15 protein-coding genes and 3 pseudogenes are annotated in these 15471 nt (G+C 61.2%); 11 read left to right on the top strand and 7 right to left on the bottom strand.

The genetic code is table 11. The features are described 5' to 3' along the window. Positions 1–8 precede the first annotated feature (8 nt). A complete protein-coding gene (locus MOV63_RS09985; RefSeq protein ID WP_247033546.1) occupies positions 9–2189 on the bottom strand; it encodes a xanthine dehydrogenase family protein molybdopterin-binding subunit in 2181 nt (726 codons plus the stop codon). A gap of 171 nt (positions 2190–2360) precedes the next feature. Here MOV63_RS09985 and MOV63_RS09990 point away from each other — a divergent pair, with 171 nt between their 5' ends. Continuing rightward, the gene (locus MOV63_RS09990; RefSeq protein WP_247033614.1) at positions 2361–3353 is read left to right on the top strand and encodes a LysR family transcriptional regulator; all 993 of its coding nucleotides are present in this window, start codon (positions 2361–2363) and stop codon (positions 3351–3353) included. Between the two features lie 174 nt (positions 3354–3527). On the opposite strand, the pseudogene MOV63_RS09995 reads toward MOV63_RS09990, so the two are convergent. Continuing rightward, positions 3528–4007: pseudogene (locus MOV63_RS09995) on the bottom strand (SDR family NAD(P)-dependent oxidoreductase); the annotation flags it as partial. 67 nt (positions 4008–4074) lie between these two features. Here MOV63_RS09995 and MOV63_RS10000 point away from each other — a divergent pair. The 9 genes and pseudogenes from MOV63_RS10000 to MOV63_RS10040 all read left to right on the top strand — a co-directional run. After that, positions 4075–4356 (top strand): annotated as a pseudogene (locus tag MOV63_RS10000) (winged helix-turn-helix transcriptional regulator); the annotation flags it as partial. A 132-nt stretch (positions 4357–4488) separates the two neighbouring features. After that, a pseudogene (locus MOV63_RS10005) lies at positions 4489–4788 on the top strand (short-chain dehydrogenase/reductase); the annotation flags it as partial. Positions 4789–4847: 59 nt separating this feature from the next. Then, a complete protein-coding gene (locus MOV63_RS10010) occupies positions 4848–5438 on the top strand; it encodes a TetR/AcrR family transcriptional regulator (protein ID WP_247033547.1) in 591 nt (196 codons plus the stop codon). Between the two features lie 72 nt (positions 5439–5510). Further along, a complete protein-coding gene (locus tag MOV63_RS10015; protein WP_247033548.1) occupies positions 5511–6140 on the top strand; it encodes a hypothetical protein in 630 nt (209 codons plus the stop codon). A gap of 391 nt (positions 6141–6531) precedes the next feature. Continuing rightward, on the top strand, positions 6532–7107 hold the full coding sequence (locus MOV63_RS10020) for a DUF308 domain-containing protein (RefSeq protein WP_247033549.1): 576 nt from the start codon (positions 6532–6534) through the stop codon (positions 7105–7107). Between the two features lie 160 nt (positions 7108–7267). Beyond that, positions 7268–7570 (top strand): SDR family NAD(P)-dependent oxidoreductase, encoded by a 303-nt coding sequence (locus MOV63_RS10025; protein ID WP_247033550.1) that lies wholly within the window; start codon positions 7268–7270, stop codon positions 7568–7570. Between the two features lie 459 nt (positions 7571–8029). Beyond that, a complete protein-coding gene (locus MOV63_RS10030) occupies positions 8030–8416 on the top strand; it encodes a hypothetical protein (protein ID WP_247033551.1) in 387 nt (128 codons plus the stop codon). Positions 8417–8721: 305 nt separating this feature from the next. After that, a complete protein-coding gene (locus MOV63_RS10035) occupies positions 8722–9264 on the top strand; it encodes a YcnI family protein (protein ID WP_247033553.1) in 543 nt (180 codons plus the stop codon). Between the two features lie 30 nt (positions 9265–9294). Beyond that, the gene (locus tag MOV63_RS10040) at positions 9295–10911 is read left to right on the top strand and encodes a copper resistance CopC/CopD family protein (protein ID WP_247033555.1); all 1617 of its coding nucleotides are present in this window, start codon (positions 9295–9297) and stop codon (positions 10909–10911) included. 55 nt (positions 10912–10966) lie between these two features. Here MOV63_RS10040 and MOV63_RS10045 read toward each other — a convergent pair whose 3' ends face one another. Beyond that, entirely contained in the window at positions 10967–12184 is a 1218-nt protein-coding gene (locus MOV63_RS10045; RefSeq protein WP_247033557.1) for an NnrS family protein, read from the bottom strand. Positions 12185–12350: 166 nt separating this feature from the next. Here MOV63_RS10045 and MOV63_RS10050 point away from each other — a divergent pair, with 166 nt between their 5' ends. Beyond that, positions 12351–13046, top strand: a complete 696-nt coding sequence (locus MOV63_RS10050) for a Crp/Fnr family transcriptional regulator (protein ID WP_038546264.1) — start codon at positions 12351–12353, stop codon at positions 13044–13046. Between the two features lie 52 nt (positions 13047–13098). Here MOV63_RS10050 and MOV63_RS10055 read toward each other — a convergent pair whose 3' ends face one another. The 4 genes from MOV63_RS10055 to MOV63_RS10070 are packed head-to-tail and all read right to left on the bottom strand — an operon-like array spanning position 13099 to position 15461. After that, the gene (locus MOV63_RS10055; RefSeq protein ID WP_038546262.1) at positions 13099–13299 is read right to left on the bottom strand and encodes a hypothetical protein; all 201 of its coding nucleotides are present in this window, start codon (positions 13297–13299) and stop codon (positions 13099–13101) included. Further along, the gene (locus MOV63_RS10060) at positions 13296–13583 is read right to left on the bottom strand and encodes a metal-sulfur cluster assembly factor (RefSeq protein WP_247033615.1); all 288 of its coding nucleotides are present in this window, start codon (positions 13581–13583) and stop codon (positions 13296–13298) included. The genes MOV63_RS10055 and MOV63_RS10060 overlap by 4 nt, the downstream gene beginning before the upstream one ends. A 1-nt stretch (position 13584) precedes the next feature. Continuing rightward, a complete protein-coding gene (locus MOV63_RS10065; RefSeq protein WP_247033558.1) occupies positions 13585–14106 on the bottom strand; it encodes a DUF2249 domain-containing protein in 522 nt (173 codons plus the stop codon). Continuing rightward, the gene (locus MOV63_RS10070) at positions 14103–15461 is read right to left on the bottom strand and encodes a hypothetical protein (protein ID WP_247033559.1); all 1359 of its coding nucleotides are present in this window, start codon (positions 15459–15461) and stop codon (positions 14103–14105) included. Before MOV63_RS10070 ends, MOV63_RS10065 begins: the two co-directional genes overlap by 4 nt. Positions 15462–15471 lie beyond the last annotated feature (10 nt).

Here is a 15471-nt window from a genome sequence, read left to right on the forward strand (position 1 = left end):
GGCTCCCGTCAGACCAACTGATAGCCGCTGCGCGAAATCGGCAGGGTTCGGATGCGCTCGCGAGTCGCAGCGAACACGGCATTGCAGAAAGCAGCGTGCGTTGGCACCGGACCTAATTCGCCAACACCGGTCGGCTCGCCGCCGCTGTCGACGAACCGCGTCGTGATTTTAGGGGTTTCCGACAGGTGCAACGGATCGAATTGATCGAAGTTAGTCTGCTCGATCTCGCTGTTAGCGAAAGTGACCTCCGTGCGCAGACCGGAAAGGCCCCAGACCACGCCTCCTTCGATGTTGGATGTGGCAATGCCTGAGTCGAGTGTGCGGCCGATGTCGACGGCGCTCCAGACGTGGTGACACCTAACGTCCTTGTCCATGACGGAGATTTCGACGACTTGCGCGATATAGCCGCCGAATGCCTTGGCGAGCGCCAGGCCGCGGAACCGCCCGGCCGGCAATGCGTTCGACCAGCCGCACAGCGCCTCGACCGCCTTCAGCACGGCAACCGCGCGAGGATCGGAAGCGGCAAGCTTCAGCCGATATGAAAGCGGGTCGTCCTTGGCGCGATACGCCAATTCGTCGACGACACTTTCCAGGACAAAGTTGTTCGGCCCGTGGCCGGTTGTGCGCCAGACGGAAACGGCAAGCGGCGTGCCGACCCGATGCTGCTCGACCGCGTAGTTTTGAATGGCGTAAGGCGTTTCCGTCAGACCTTCGACCGCCATGCCGTCATAGGCCGCCGGCGGCATGATCGGGCGCACCCAGTCGCCCTCTGCCTTGATAACGCCGCGCGGGAATATATAGAGCATGTGGGACGGCGAGACGACACGATGGGTCATCGCCACCGGTAGGCCGTCACTGCCGAGAGACGCCTTCACCTCATGAACCATTGGCGGGCGGTAGGCGTCGTAGCGAAAATCTTCTTCCCGGCTCCAGATGACCTTGACGGGACGGCCAGCGGCCTTTGCGACCATGATGGCGATCTTGGCGAAATCCGCGAGCAGCCGCCGGCCAAAGCCGCCGCCGAGCAAGGTCCGGTGGATTATGATCTGGTCGTCCGTGAGGCCCGTCACCTGCTTAGCGACGGCATGGGTGATCTCGACGCCCTGCGTCGGAATCCACAACTCGCACCGGTCCCGCGTCACATGGGCCGTGCAGTTCATCGGCTCCATTGTCGCATGCGCCTGAGCGGGGATCTCGAAAGTTGCCTCCAGCACGTCGTTCGCGGCCGCCAGAGCGGCGGTGGCATCGCCTGCTTTGACCTTGGCGTCGAACGAGGCGGATTTCAGCAGCGCGATATATTCGGCCTTCTGGCCCTCGGTTGAATATCCGGCGAGCGGGCCAGGCGTGAATGTAAGCTCGGCCCGGTCGAGAGCCTGCTTCGCTGTCCAGTAGTCATTGGCAACGACGGCGAGGCCGGACGGAATTTCGACGACGGCAAGCACGCCACGTTCGGCCTTGATCGCCGTTGCATCGAATGTCGCGAGTGATCCCCCTTGCGAACGGGCCCGGCGGATAGCGGCCACCGCCATGCCAGGCACTTTCACATCGATGCCGAAGATCGCCGATCCATCGACCTTCGAGGGTATGTCGACGCGGGGCTGCGGCTTGCCGATGAGGTCCGAGCTGCTTGCCGGCTTGATCTGGGGTTTTTTCGGGACATCGAGCCTCGCCGCGTCCGCGGCAACCGAGCCAAAGGTCACCATCCGGCCTGTCGGATCATGATGGATGCGGCCCTTGTCGACGCGAAGGCTGGCAGCCGCAACACTCAGGCGCGCCGCGGCTGCCTCGACGAGCATCTCGCGTGCGGCCGCGCCGATGGTCCGCATGATCGGGAAGAAGGTCGAGATCGATTCGCTGTTGCCGGTGAACATCCACTGATATTGCGGATGCCGGTAAGCGGGATCGAAATCGGACCATTCCAGCCTGACCCGCGACCAGTCTGCGCCGAGCTCGTCCACGAGCGCCAGGGGAAGGGTGGTTTGGATGCCCTGTCCCATTTCCGATTGGGACAGCAGTATCGTCACTTGATCGTCAGGATCGATGCGCAACCAGGCATTCACGAATTTGCCCAGGGATGCGGCCCGCGCTTTCACGGTCAAGTTCGCCGACAAGACCAGCGCGCCGGCCATGCCCAGGAACTGCCTTCGATCCAGTGATACGGGCTTTGTCGCAAGTGGGGTACGCATCATGGTCAGCAATTTGCTCCAAGCTCCGCAGGCCATGCCAGTACCGGCCTCTAGCCATCGATCATAGGATTTGCCATTATTCGATCAACTGAAATCGCTAGATATGCGATATGAACGAATGTGATATCACATCGCCGAAACAGGTGATCGCGTTGCGAGGAGGAGATGCAGTTGATGCGCAAAACCAATGCCGATCAGCTGAAGCTGCGCCGGCTGGACTTCACCATGCTGGCAATCTTCCGCGATCTCGTACGGATGCAGAAAACCACGCTCGTCGCGGCAACGCTGGGTGTCAGTCAGTCCGCCGTCAGCCATGCGCTCGCGCGGCTGCGCGAGCTGTTCGACGATCCCCTCTTCATCCGGCGCCCGAACGGGCTGGAGCCGACGCCTCGCGCCTCACAGCTTCTTCCGCAGATTGAAATCATTCTTCGGCTTGCCCACGAGGCCCTTGACGTTCCCACGCATTTCGAACCTGAATCTTCATCGCGCACCTTCAGGCTTGCGAGCAACGACCTCGTCGGCGCCGTGATTGCCCCTCCGCTGATAGGGATGCTGCGCGCCGAAGCACCCGGATGCCGGGTCGCGTTTCAATTCGCTGTCGGAGCCGAAAGCCTGAGCGCCCTGCGCACGAACGAAATGGAGATGGCGATCGGGCGCGTCTGGGATCTGCCGGATGAGTTCCAGGCCGTGCCGGTCTTCGAGGAAGACTTTGTCGTCGTGGTCAGGAAAGACCATCCCGTTGCGCAGGGCCCGATATCGCTCGACCACTACCTGGCACTCGATCACGTGCTTGTCTCATTCAGAGGCGGCTTTCATGGCATGGTCGATCAGGCTTTGAAAAAGCGCCGGCTCCGGCGGCGGGTCGTCGCGAGCGTTCCAATGTTCATGACCGCCATGGGCGTTGTCGCGAGTAGCGACCTCTCGTCAACGGTTCCGGCCAGACTCGCTGCCAAATACGCCAATCAATTCGGGCTTGCGGTGCTTGAACCACCGCTCGCCATCGACCCCTTCACGTTCAGCCTCGTGCGGCATGTAAGATCGGCATCAGACATTGGCCTGGATTGGTTGTCGGCAAAGATAATCGAGTGTGCCGGCTCGCCGCAGGCCGGCAGCACAATCAGGCAAGGCGAAGCGAATGGCGCTGACAGTGATATGCCCGATCAATGACAGGCTCACCGGCGATGCACAATCGACGCGTTACGCGCGAGTTGTTTCTGCTAGAGCGGATCCTGGTTTCGAGACGCCTTGGCCGCACGCAAGATTACGGCCTGTATTCCATCTCGGGCAAGCGGAAAGGTTGTCATCCCGCACGATCCGGCTTTGATTTAACGAGTCTTGAGCCTAGATCGTAGGGAGCATCCCGCCATCCAGTCGAATATTTGATCCTGTGATGTAGGCTGCTCGTGGACTGACAAGGAAAGCGATGGCATCCGCGATCTCTTGCAACGTTCCCACCCGGTTCACCGGCACCTGCGCAAACAGTGGCAACACGACCTTCTCGACGTCCCGCCAAGGTGCGTCGGCGGCGACACCGTGCTTGACCGCGACCTCGCGAAACTTCATGTCAAGCTTCGCGCTGTGGATCGTGCCCGGAGAGATAGCGTTCACTGTCACCCCTTCGCCGGCGACGGCCTTCGCCATCGATGCGGTCATCGCAAGCATTGCGGCCTTGGCGGCGGAATAATCTGGATTGACAGGAGGAGGCATCAGGCCCGCGAGGCTCGATATATTGATGACCCGGCCCCATTTTGCCAATCGCATGCCCGGTAGCACTGCGTTGGTAACCCGCAGGGCAGCAATCACGTTGCGGTCGTAGGTCGACCTTGCCATTCAGCTGTAAATCCATGATCCAATCACCTATCTTTTGTCGGACCAGATAGGAGGCTGCGTGGGAGCTACAAGAACGTACCAAAAGGTGCCTGTTCCATTAGATGCCCGATCCGTATGCCTGGGTCCGGATGGGGCGGTCGCTCATGTCACACGCACGCTTCACATGATTAGCGGGCGTTGGAAGATGCCGATCCTGTTTCGCCTTTATGCCGATTCAACGATGCGAAGCTCCCAGTTGCTTCGCGAAATAGAGGGCATTTCCCAAAAAATGCTGACGCAACATCTGCGAGAGTTGGAGCAGGAAGGGTTGATCGACAGGAGAGATTTCGGTTGTCATCCCATTGGTAGCTTTCGAATCGCGAGCGGAAGCTCCGACGTGGACGATCGAAAACCGCGGACGATAGGCGTCGCGCAGGCTCTCATCCGCGGACAATCCGTTATTTGCGGTGCCCGGGAAGCAAATCACGCTAGCTGCCCCGGCTCCTTCCGGACAGACTGGGCGGGGCGCTCCATGGTTCGCACAGAGCGGTCCATTGCAGATTACGACAGCCTTTTTGATCCGATCCGCGAGGCCCGACAGGCCGTGAGCGGCAAGCAGCTCGGCGACCCGGATAAATTGGCAGTTGCTGTCTTGACCCCGGTCGGATCCGATAATCCCCCGCCGCAACTTCTCCTGAGCAGTGATGCCTACAAGCACGTGTCGGCCAGGATAGAGCGCCTTCAGCAGGAAATCGACGCTTGGAAATCCATGACCCTCTCGACCGACGGCTGACAAACAATGTGATCGCGTTAAGCTATTGACGCTCTGCCTACTAGAAGGTAGAAGGAGATATGAGCGATCTTTCTACGACCTCCGATGAAATCCTGGCCTCCGCGCGAACCTTGATCATGAGCGGCGGCTATAATGGCTTCAGCTATGCTGATATTGCCGAGGTTGTCGGCATCCGCAAGGCCAGCATCCACCACCATTTCCCCAGCAAGGTCGACCTGGTGCGAGAACTGGTCAAGCAATACCGCGAAGTTGGCGTGGCAGGGGTGGCAATTCTTGAGCAAAACGTTTCGAACCCGCTTGATATCCTGAGGGCTTATGCAGGTCATTGGGCCAAGTGCATCGAAGATTCGAGCAGGCCTTTTTGCGTATGCGCTCTGCTTGCCAGCGAGCTGCCATCGCTGCCACCAGAGGTCGCGAAAGAGGTCACGGCATTCTTTCGTTTCATCTCTTCATGGCTGACCTCAGTTATGGAGCGCGGCGCGGAGGAAAAGACGCTCAACCTTTCGAGCGAGCCCGGCGTCGAAGCCGAGGCATTCCTGGCAACTGTTTACGGCGCGATGCTTTCTGCCCGCGCTTACGGCAACGGGGAGGTATTCGCCACCATACTGGCTCCCACTCTCAACCGGCTGTCGCCCGTCGCCACTCACTAATCCTGCGGGCGGCCTTGGCTTCCTCAGGTAAAACTGCGCCATCATCAACTACCAACTAGTAGGAAGAGTGAAATGATGAAGAACCACCTCCCCACCATTGCCCTGGTGCTGTCAAGTCTCTCGTCCGTGGCAATCCTCGTAACGCCCGCCCATGCGGAAGATAAGAAGGCCGCTCAGATCCATGTTCGCGGCAGCATCGTCAACTTTGGCGGATCCACTCTGAAGGTGAAGACGCGTGAAGGTGAGACGGTCGACGTCGCCATTGCTGCAGACCGGAAAGTTGCGAGCGTCGCGAACGCCAAAGTCACAGACATCGAGCCAGGCGACTTCGTCGGCATCGCATCCATGCCAAAAGACGGCGGTGGTGATGGTGCGCTTGAAGTCCTCATCTTCCCGCCGGCCATGAAAGGCGCCGGCGAGGGTAGCTACGGTTGGGATCTTAAACCCGATAGCAGTATGACCAACGCGACCGTCGCGGATGCCGTTAAAGGCGTCGATGGCCGGACGGTGACCGTGACCTATCATGGCAAGGAAAAGAAGATTGCCATCCCGGACGGCACACCTGTCGTGACCATCGCTCCAGCCACCAATGACGATCTAGTTCCCGGTGCCGTCGTCTTCATTGCCGCCGAGAAAGGTACAACCGGCACGATCGCGCATCAGGTGATCGTCGGTAAGAATGGCGTGGTTCCCCCAATGTAAACCACGTCGCCGTCGCTGGCTGGATCGGCCGCCATACCGGTTCGGCCGGCGACAACACACAAATGCTGCTTAATCTGCACCCGACGCGACCGACGAAGGGACGTCGTCATGAACGAGACCGCCACCAACGATAACGTTCGATATCCTCGGACAGTATTTATCTGCCGCCACTGTTCTTCGTTCAGCCGAACAACTGACCATGAAGGCGGGAGCATGAGGAACCCAGTTCCATGCATAAATCTCCCGGACGGTTTTCAGGCGAGAGCGAGCGGATCGGGCAAGGCAATCGGGGAGACAAGACACCCTTCGGAAAGCACGTCGTCTACGTGTGATTTCCAACATGCTTGAAAACAGAAGAACAACTCAATCAAACCAGAATTAGGATTTCACTATGACAAACTACCAAACGGACATCGCCGAAAACGGCGGGCATTACTGGCTGAAGCGGTACTACTTTGCGCGAGCGGCGTTTTCCATAATCTGGGTCGCAGCAGCGCTGACGGCCGGCCGCCAGTCTTTTACTATCGCGGCCATTCTGCTGATTATCTACCCCGCCTGGGATGCGGCCGCCAATTACGTCGATGCCGGACGAAACGGCGGCCTGGCGAACAACCGGAGCCAGGCGATAAACGTTGCGGTCAGTTTGGTTATGACCGTTGCAGTCATTGTCGCGCTCACAATGAGCATGAACTGGGTCCTTGGCGGCTTTGGTCTGTGGGCAATCTTTTCCGGCCTGTCACAGCTTGCCACAGCGGTTCGGCGCTGGAAGACGAGCAGTGGGCAGTGGGCAATGATCCTGAGTGGCGGCCAGTCGGCAATAGCAGGCGCGTTCTTCATCGCCCAAGCGCTGAAGCCCGTTGAGCCTTCAATTGCCAATGTTGCCGGCTATGCTGGTCTCGGTGCTTTCTATTTTCTTGTCTCGGCGGTTTGGCTCACAGTCAGCCAAATGCGGCAGAAGACTGCTTGACGAAGTTTTCTCTCTGATTCATCGGGCGGGAATTTTTGAAAGCTGTCGGAGTCCCGTAAACCATCAAGGTCGAGCTCGAGATGTTGTCGTAACCGGGGGATCGACCGGAATCGGTTTCTCCATTGCTCAAACAGCGGCATGGAGGGGCTAAGTCTTTACAATGCTTCGAAAGCCGCTGTCAGGTGCGTTCGCACGAACTTGGGCCAACGATCTTCGCGGTCAGAAAATCCGCGTCAACGCGCTCAGCCCGGGCTTCACGCTCACCCCTCTCATGGAAAACGGCCTCCATATGGGGCAGGCCGAGATCGAAGCCCTAAAAGACTTTGCGGCTCGCGAAGTTCCGCTCGGCTATATGGCGGAGCCGGTCGAGATCGCGACCGCCGCCCTGTTCCTCGCGTCGCAGGACGCCAAGTATGTCAACGGTATTGAACTTACCGTCGATGGGGGATTGTCGCAAATCTGAAGATCGGGAAATCTTGGCGGTCCGAATGCGAACCGCCATGCACGAGGGACACGATTCCAGCTCGGCAGAACTCTCACAAAACGCGATTGTTAAGTCTCTGATTTAGAGACAGATAGACAACGGGTTCGCCGGTTCAAATCCTATCGAGGCGGTAGATAATGCTACGCTGCGATTTCGGGAACGTGCCGCTCAACCAATCGCAGGAATCGTTGGTTATGAGCCCACGCAACCAAATCCAAAACTATCATCAACAAGCTCTCCTAACCAGGAGGGCTTGTTGCGTTCCGGGCCTTGCCCAGTTTAACTAACCGAGTCCGCCATAAGAGCGCTGAGCCGGGAGTTTGATGCGCATCAAAGAACGCTGTGGCGGAAGGGCGCATAGACAGATGTCACCGTGCCGTGCCAATAACGGATGTCCAAATCGGACATCCGTGGCTTGCCGCAACTGATGAGGGGACCGTGAAGAACCGCAAAGCAGCTGCCTGGGGTGTTGTGTTCGCGTCGATCGCGGCCTACGCGCTCGTCGTGCAGATGCTGCTTGGGTCCTTCCTTCTCGGTTCGGCGGTCGCAGCTCCCGTCCTCGATGACTTTGGAAACCCGCTTTGCATTACCCATGCCGGCGGTAGCGGCCAATCGGATCACAAGGACGGCTCAAAACTGCCCGAGTGCTGCACGCAGGCATGCAGCGTTCTCGCTCCAGCGCTCGCGCCGCAATTCTCCGACAATTTTCTGAACAACCGGCTGGAGGCCACCTCCAAACTGCTTCCAATCGAAGCGGATACAGGTCCCTTCGAACGCCCCGAGACCTCTCCCGGGAATCCCCGCGCGCCGCCTCAGGCGGCCTGAAGGCTTGTCGTGCAAAACGAACGCCGTCTTGCAACACGACATGCGGAACAAAGACTTAAGCGTGACGCGCGACATTGAGATCGCGGGCCGCTGTAAGTCGGGCAATCCTGCGATCTCCTGAGTTCACACCTGGCCAAACGGCAACGAAGCGGCGGAAGCCGCGTGTCGCGCCCTCGCGGCCGGCCGGCCCGGAACACGGATAGGACCGCCCTTTCAAGCCATCAGCCATACCGGCCGGCGCCCTCGTGGCTGCCAGTCGCCCGAAAATCAGGCCGCCCAACGCGCGGCCAAGCATGGAGAGTTACATGTTGAAGGCAATCACGTTGAAGACAATCATCACAACCACCGCCATCCTCGTGTTCGGCAGCACCGCCGCCCTGGCGCATGTCACCCTGGAAGGAAAAGACGCTCCCGTCGGCTCGACCTATAAGGCGGTGCTGCGCGTGCCGCATGGCTGCGAAGGCAAGCCCACGAACACCGTGCGGGTCCAGATTCCGGAGGGGTTCTACGGCGTCAAGCCGCAGCCGAAGGCGGGCTGGACGCTCGACAAGGTCAAGGGAGCTTATGCCAAGGCTTACGACAATCACGGCTCTCCCGTCACCGAAGGGGTGAAGGAAGTGGTCTGGAGCGGCGGCAACCTCGGCGACGACGAGTATGATGAATTCGTTCTGCGTGGCACGATTGCGGCCGACCTGAAAGCCGGCGACATGCTCTATTTCCCGGTGATCCAGGAATGCCCGGAAGGTCTCAAGGAACGCTGGATCGAAGTGCCGGCTGCAGGCCAGAAGGCGTCGGACCTCGAACTTCCGGCCCCGGGCGTCAAGCTTCTTCAGAAGACGGGCAATTAACGACCCATCCACCCGGGAGCATGAAGGCCGATGACGCCGCTTTGCCACAAGGCACTTTCACTGACCGGTACTCTGCAGCGGTTCGTGTTTGCGATCTTGCTGTGGTCGGTCATGACGGCGGCGGCATCCGCCCATGCATCCCTCAATACGACCGAGCCGCGCGATGGCTCGGTCGTGTCCACGGCCCCGCGTGTAATCGCTCTGACATTCAGCGAGCCTGTCTCGCCGACCAGCCTCAAGCTCACGCGGCCGGATGGCAGTATCGCCCCTCTGAAAAACTTCGTGCTGAAGGACAAGGCGGTCGAGATCACGCCGCCCGGAGACCTCAAGGACGGCAGTTATCTCCTTTCCTGGCGGGTTGTTTCGGAAGATGGTCACCCGATCGGCGGCTCGGTCGTCTTCTCGATCGGGCGATCGAACGCCGACGTCCGGGGCACTGCGGCCGATATCGACTGGCCGGTTCGCGCTGGCCTCTGGATCGGCAAGCTGGCGCTTTATGTCGGTCTCCTCTTCGGGGTCGGCGGCGCGTTTGCCATCCACTGGTTCGCGGACGGTTCCCGCAATGCGCTGAGGCAGGTGCTTGCAACCCTCTGCATCGGTTTTGCGGGTGCCTTGCTTTCAGCCGGCTTTCAGGGGCTGGATACGGTGGGCGAGCCGATCTCACGGCTCGTCGCGCCGGCTGTCTGGAAGGCGGGAATGGCTACGAGTTTCGGACCGACGGTCATTTTTGCGATCGCGGCCCTGGCGCTTGCGGGGCTCGCTCTGGCCAGCGGCCGGGGCAGGGATGCCCGCTGGATATCGATATCCGCCGTCATAACCGCGGCATTTTCCCTCTGCCTCAGCGGGCACGCGAGTGCTGCAGATCCGCAATGGCTGATGCGCCCGGCCGTTTTCCTGCATGTCGCGGCTATAGCTATCTGGGCCGGCGCGCTGCTGCCGCTCCTGGCCGAGTTCGGACAAGACAAAGAAGCGGGCGGCGCGGCACTGCACCGCTTCTCGGTCTTCATACCATGGGCCGTCCTGGTCCTTGCCGTGGCCGGAGGCGTGCTCGCCGTCGTCCAGATCCGCACTCCGGCTGGGCTGGTCACGACGGCGTATGGGATCGTATTCCTCGTCAAGCTCGGGCTGCTCGCCCTGCTGTTTGCCCTGGCAGCCATCAACCGGTGGAAACTCACCTCCGGTTCGAAAAAGGGGGAGCCTGCGGCGATCCGCCAGCTCGTTCGTTCGATCGCCGCGGAGACCGTCATCCTGCTCCTCATTTTCGCGGTGGCTGCGACATGGCGGTTCACTCCGCCCCCGCGCACCTTGCTTGCCGAAGTCCAAAGGACTGCCGCGGTTCACCTGGAGACCAGCAAGGCGGTGGCTGACGTCAAGATCACGCCGGATCGGGTCGGGCAATTGGCGATCTCCGCAGTCATCGCCAAAAGCGACCGGTCGCTGCTCGATCCTCAGGAGGTGGCGGTCGTGCTCTCTAACCCCGGGGCCGGGATCGAGCCGATAAGGCGGAAGGCCGAGAAAGGCAAGGACAGCTGGACAGTGCCCGATATCGTGCTTCCCATTCCCGGGCGGTGGCGACTTCGCCTTGACGTGATCATCAGCGATTTCGAGATCACCAGGATGGAAGGCGAGATCGAAATCGCACCTTGACCCGACGCCAGCCGGACGCTCCTCCAGGGCGGAGCGTCCGTAAGCCAACATTCCTTTATCCTTCCGCCACCCGCCGCCGCACGCGGGTCAGCATCGGTCCGTATTCGAGAACAAAGAGGCCGAAGGCCGCAAGCCATGCGGCGCCGGACAGTGAATAGATCAGGCTCGTAAATTCCGGAAAGAGGCCGGCGCTTGGCCTTAGAAGGGCGCAGAGCACGATTGCCGCATAAGAAGCGACAGTCGTCCGCGATGCGGTCAGCCCCCGTCCCGTATGGCCCCGGCTTGCCCGTGTCATGACGGCGAGCATCATCGTGGTCACGGTTCCGACGCTCAGGACGTGGATAGCCGAAGTCCCGTCGAAGAGGTTCACGGCTGCAAGGCCAATTGCGAGGAACCCAAGCGGCACGAACAGGTAGGCGATATGCAGGACCGTCACCAGCATTTCGGCCGTCGTCGTCCAGCCGCGCCAGCGTGCGAGCCGAACCGTATGCATGACTGCCGCCAGTCCTGCTGTCCCCGCGACGAGCTTTCCGTCGCCTAGAATGACCCAGGCGGCCAGTGCGACGACCCCGCACAGGATGGCTGCCGTATCGAACCGGTCGTAGGTGGCGGGGAAATCCGTCCGTCCGGTCTTGTTGATCCAGTTGCGGGTGAAGCTCGGGATAATTCGGCCGCCGACGATGAGGATCATTGCGGTATAGGCCGAGAGGGCGAGCTTGATACCCACGGATGGGTGCTGCCCGCCGGCCACCGCCAGATGATACAGGATGTTTGCGGCGGAGAGGGCGATCAGGCCACCCACGACCTTCAGATCCTTCCACTTCCGTCCTGCGACCACCTCGCGCACGCAGATGAAGAGGAGGAGGGGCAGAAAGGCGCTGTCGGCCAGGATGGCGGCCATGGTGCCGATAAAGTCGGACAGAAGCAGCGCCAGCCGGCCGGCGACCCATACGAGGAACAGGAAGACCAGTGGCCAACCGGACACCGGCAGCCTGCCGGTCCAGTTGGGAACCGCGGTCAGCAGGAAACCGGCCAGCACGGCGCTCGCATAACCGAACAGCATCTCGTGTGCATGCCAATGGACGGTGCCGTAGGAAACCGCCACGTCGATCAGTCCGGCCAGGCTTGCCATCCATAACAGCATCGCGGCAGCCGCCCAGAGGGCCGACGAGAGAAAAAATGGCCGGAAGCCGTAGGAGAATATGATGGGGGCGGTTGTGGAAAGTCCCCTCGGGATGCTTCCAGGTCGCCGCCCGGCCGGAATTGTCGTCATCTTCGGAACTCCTTGTTCGGCACCCTTGTAGCGGCGGCGGCGACGCCCTTCATTGCGGCGTCGCAAGTAGACGCGGGAATGTTTGCTGCCGGCGCGGCAATAGCGCATCTTCGATCTCGCCGCGGGCTGTGCTAGGTTCGCGCGGACCGTAGCGGAGCATAGGCCGTTGAAGATCGATAAGAGCCTCGTGAGAAGTTTTCCCCTGTTCGAAAGGATGGAGGATGCCGATACGGAAGCGCTTCTTGCTCACGCGACCTCCCGCAGGGTGCCTGTGGGCGAAGCCGTCTTCGAACAGGGGGCGGTCGCGGCGCATTTCTATCTGCTCCTGCATGGCAGGCTAAAGGTCACGCAGGTCACCGAAGACGGCCAGCAGATCATCGTGCGCGTCGTCCACCCGGGCGATCTCTTCGGTTTTGCCAAGGCGCTTCAACGGATGGACTATCCCGGCACGGCGATGGCCGTTGCGGAAAGCATCGCGCTTTGCTGGCCGACGGAACTCTGGCCGCAGTTCGTCGATCGCAATCCCCGCCTTGCGGTGACCGCCATGCAGACGATCGGGCAGCGCCTGGAAGAAGCCCATGCCCGCATCCGGGAGATGTCGACGCAGGAGGTCGAGCAGCGGGTCGCCCACGCGGTTCTGAGGCTGGCCAAGCATGCGGGCCGCAAGGAGGGCGACGCGGTGCGGATCGACTTCCCGATCTCCCGGCAGGACATAGCCGAGATGACCGGCACGACGCTGCATACCGTCTCACGGATCATGAGCGCATGGGAGGCGAAAGGCCTGGTCGAAGGCGGACGCCAGAAGCTGCTGGTGAAGGATGCCGAAGGCCTGCTGGCGCTGGCCGAAAGCACGAAGGGATAACGGAGCGGGATAGGCGTTCTGAAACGGGCGCCGGACAACCCGGCGAAATGCCTCAGATCTCCCGGGCGATTGAGTCGCTCAGGCGCTCGATTTCCTCGATGATGAACAAGGCCGGGTCGTCCGCAGCGCCGGATGCTACCATCTCGTAGACCACATGGCGCTTGTCCCGGACATTTCCCGCATGCGAAACGAGCGGCGTCCTATCGTGGTGCCGGGCCCCTCCCCAGCGCCTGATCAGCGTTAGAAGCTTCATGGCGTCATCATCGATGCGTTCCACGGCGGGTCGTAGGTCAGCTCCACTTCGACGCTCTTTACGCCGGCGACCGATGTGGCGCAGGCCCGGATGGCTTCCTTCAGAAAGGTCGAGGCGGGGCAGCCTTTCGTGGTGGTGGTCATCATTATGTGTATGTCGCCGGCATCATCGGCCTCGATGAGGTAGATCAGGCCCATGTCCACGACGCTGCGCCCCATCTCCGGATCGATGACCATGGAGAGCTGTTGCCGGACCTGTTCGGTCAGGTTGGCCTGGTCGGACATGTCAGGCATCGGCAACCCCTTTGCCGATGCGGATCATGATGCGATAGGCGCTGCCGTCCCGATCGAAATTTCCCACCCATTGATGGCCCCGGCGCGTCAGTTCCGGGAACAGGAAGACCGGCTCGCGTGCCAGCACCGCGAAGATCACTTCGCCCGGGTCGAGGGCTTCGGCCGCGCCGAGAATTCGCTGCATCGGTTCCGGCGGATCGAGGTCGGAAAGGTCGAGTTGCACGGACGGTTCGGCCCAGAGTTCGGGCGAGACCGCGTTTTCGGAGAGCGCGACCGCTTCTTGCTGGCGCGGCGTGAAGCGGACCTCGAAATCCCCGCCGTCGAGTTCGATCACGGCGTGATCGAAGCCCCTGGCATCCATGACGCGATAGAGCGGTTGCGGCTTGAAGGGCGCAAGCAGCTTCAGTCCCTGACCGGGCTGCAGCGCGGCGACCGCCGTCATGATCGCTTCGAACGGCTCGCCGCCGTTCTTCAGGATGGACCTGACATCGAGTTCCTTGAATTCCTGGGTCATCGTGACCTCCCGTTGAAGCTTGGTAAGATGAGCCGCCGTGCGGCGACGGCCGATGGCAGCCGGGTCGCGGCCGGAACCATGGCGAGGCGGCGGGCCTGGATGAACTCGAAGGCGAGAGCGCAGACAGCCGCGAGCTGAGCGAACGCAGCCGCCCTGAACAGGTCCGGCATGTCGAGGATCAGGACCGCGGTCGCCGTTGCCGTCGCGGTGAAATAGAGCGCGAACCACAAGGATGCCCGCCGCTCGTTGACGAGGTCCTGGACGCGCGGGACGGCTGTGCGGCCAAGAACGGGCCCGTAAAACTCCAGCCACGTCATGAATGCCACGATCTTATAGAGCTGCCCGAGCCCGAGCCCGGTCAGCCATCCAAACGTGAAGAGATAGGCGACGGGCATCACCATCCCGGCCGGATTGCCGACGACGACCGAGGCCGCGAGAAGAACGAAGCAGAAGAGCAGCATGCCGATCGCCACCAGGCTCGCCATCACGTTCAGCTCCACGGACCTCCGTTTCCGTGCGCGGAAGATCGAGTGGATATCGAGCGTGTAGAGAAGAGCGGCAAGTCCTGAAAGGGCGATCGCCAGGTAAAGCGGCCAGTCCGCGGGCACGCCGGCTCCATCGAGGAAGATGCCGGAGCCTGCTGTCGCGAGAGCGGCGGCCAACAGCCAGCCGATCGCCCGGCTTGTCCCGCGCGTCCTTTCGGGCGACAGCAGGAACATCGTCAGGAGGCGATAGCTGACGCCGATTGCGGTGATAGTCATCCATCCGAACAATCCGAGATAGGCGTGCGCCGGTCCGGCCGAGAGCAGCAGCCCGATGAGATGCGGATCATCGGTAAGGCCGGAGAGGGAAAAGGAAAACAGCAGCCCGACCAGCACAGTGGCGATCAGCGGCACGCAGCCGAGCGCGACGAACTTTGCCGGCAACGAGTACGGCCTCGCTGCCGCAAGCGTGCCCGCGACCATCCAGCAGAGGCCGGCAAAGGCCAGCGTCAGGAGGAGGCCTCCGGCCGGCAGCATCCAAATCCAGAGGGGCACGATATCGGCCAGGCCCAGAAAGCCGGTCAGCAGCAGGGGAAGCCCGATCATGGTCAGCAGCAGCGCGGGCAGGGCGAGATGGGGAGATCGCAGCTGCTGCGAGGCGATTACCGGCACGAACTGAAGCAGCGACCCGGCGAACAGGAGACCGAGCCAACCGATCGCGATCAGGTGAACGATCACCAGCGAGGCCGGGTCGTCGATGGGAGCGGATGGATATCCGAACCCCGATATCGTCAAGGCCAGCCCGGCGACCAGGCAGACCAGCGCCGTCGCGAAATAGGACATCGTCCAGGGGGAGAGAGTGGCGCCGGGCATGGCTTTTGTC

The organism is Neorhizobium sp. SHOUNA12A (assembly GCF_023006505.1).
Classification (GTDB): domain Bacteria; phylum Pseudomonadota; class Alphaproteobacteria; order Rhizobiales; family Rhizobiaceae; genus Neorhizobium.

What these genes read in the sequence shown, in the direction of transcription:
- MOV63_RS09985 (WP_247033546.1), bottom strand. Translation starts at nt 2,189, where the DNA reads ATGATGCGTACCCCACTTGCGACAAAGCCCGTATCACTGGATCGAAGG.
- MOV63_RS09990 (WP_247033614.1), top strand. Translation starts at nt 2,361, where the DNA reads ATGCGCAAAACCAATGCCGATCAGCTGAAGCTGCGCCGGCTGGACTTC.
- MOV63_RS10010 (WP_247033547.1), top strand. Translation starts at nt 4,848, where the DNA reads ATGAGCGATCTTTCTACGACCTCCGATGAAATCCTGGCCTCCGCGCGA.
- MOV63_RS10015 (WP_247033548.1), top strand. Translation starts at nt 5,511, where the DNA reads ATGATGAAGAACCACCTCCCCACCATTGCCCTGGTGCTGTCAAGTCTC.
- MOV63_RS10020 (WP_247033549.1), top strand. Translation starts at nt 6,532, where the DNA reads ATGACAAACTACCAAACGGACATCGCCGAAAACGGCGGGCATTACTGG.
- MOV63_RS10025 (WP_247033550.1), top strand. Translation starts at nt 7,268, where the DNA reads ATGCTTCGAAAGCCGCTGTCAGGTGCGTTCGCACGAACTTGGGCCAAC.
- MOV63_RS10035 (WP_247033553.1), top strand. Translation starts at nt 8,722, where the DNA reads ATGTTGAAGGCAATCACGTTGAAGACAATCATCACAACCACCGCCATC.
- MOV63_RS10040 (WP_247033555.1), top strand. Translation starts at nt 9,295, where the DNA reads ATGACGCCGCTTTGCCACAAGGCACTTTCACTGACCGGTACTCTGCAG.
- MOV63_RS10045 (WP_247033557.1), bottom strand. Translation starts at nt 12,184, where the DNA reads ATGACGACAATTCCGGCCGGGCGGCGACCTGGAAGCATCCCGAGGGGA.
- MOV63_RS10055 (WP_038546262.1), bottom strand. Translation starts at nt 13,299, where the DNA reads ATGAAGCTTCTAACGCTGATCAGGCGCTGGGGAGGGGCCCGGCACCAC.
- MOV63_RS10060 (WP_247033615.1), bottom strand. Translation starts at nt 13,583, where the DNA reads ATGTCCGACCAGGCCAACCTGACCGAACAGGTCCGGCAACAGCTCTCC.
- MOV63_RS10065 (WP_247033558.1), bottom strand. Translation starts at nt 14,106, where the DNA reads ATGACCCAGGAATTCAAGGAACTCGATGTCAGGTCCATCCTGAAGAAC.
- MOV63_RS10070 (WP_247033559.1), bottom strand. Translation starts at nt 15,461, where the DNA reads ATGCCCGGCGCCACTCTCTCCCCCTGGACGATGTCCTATTTCGCGACG.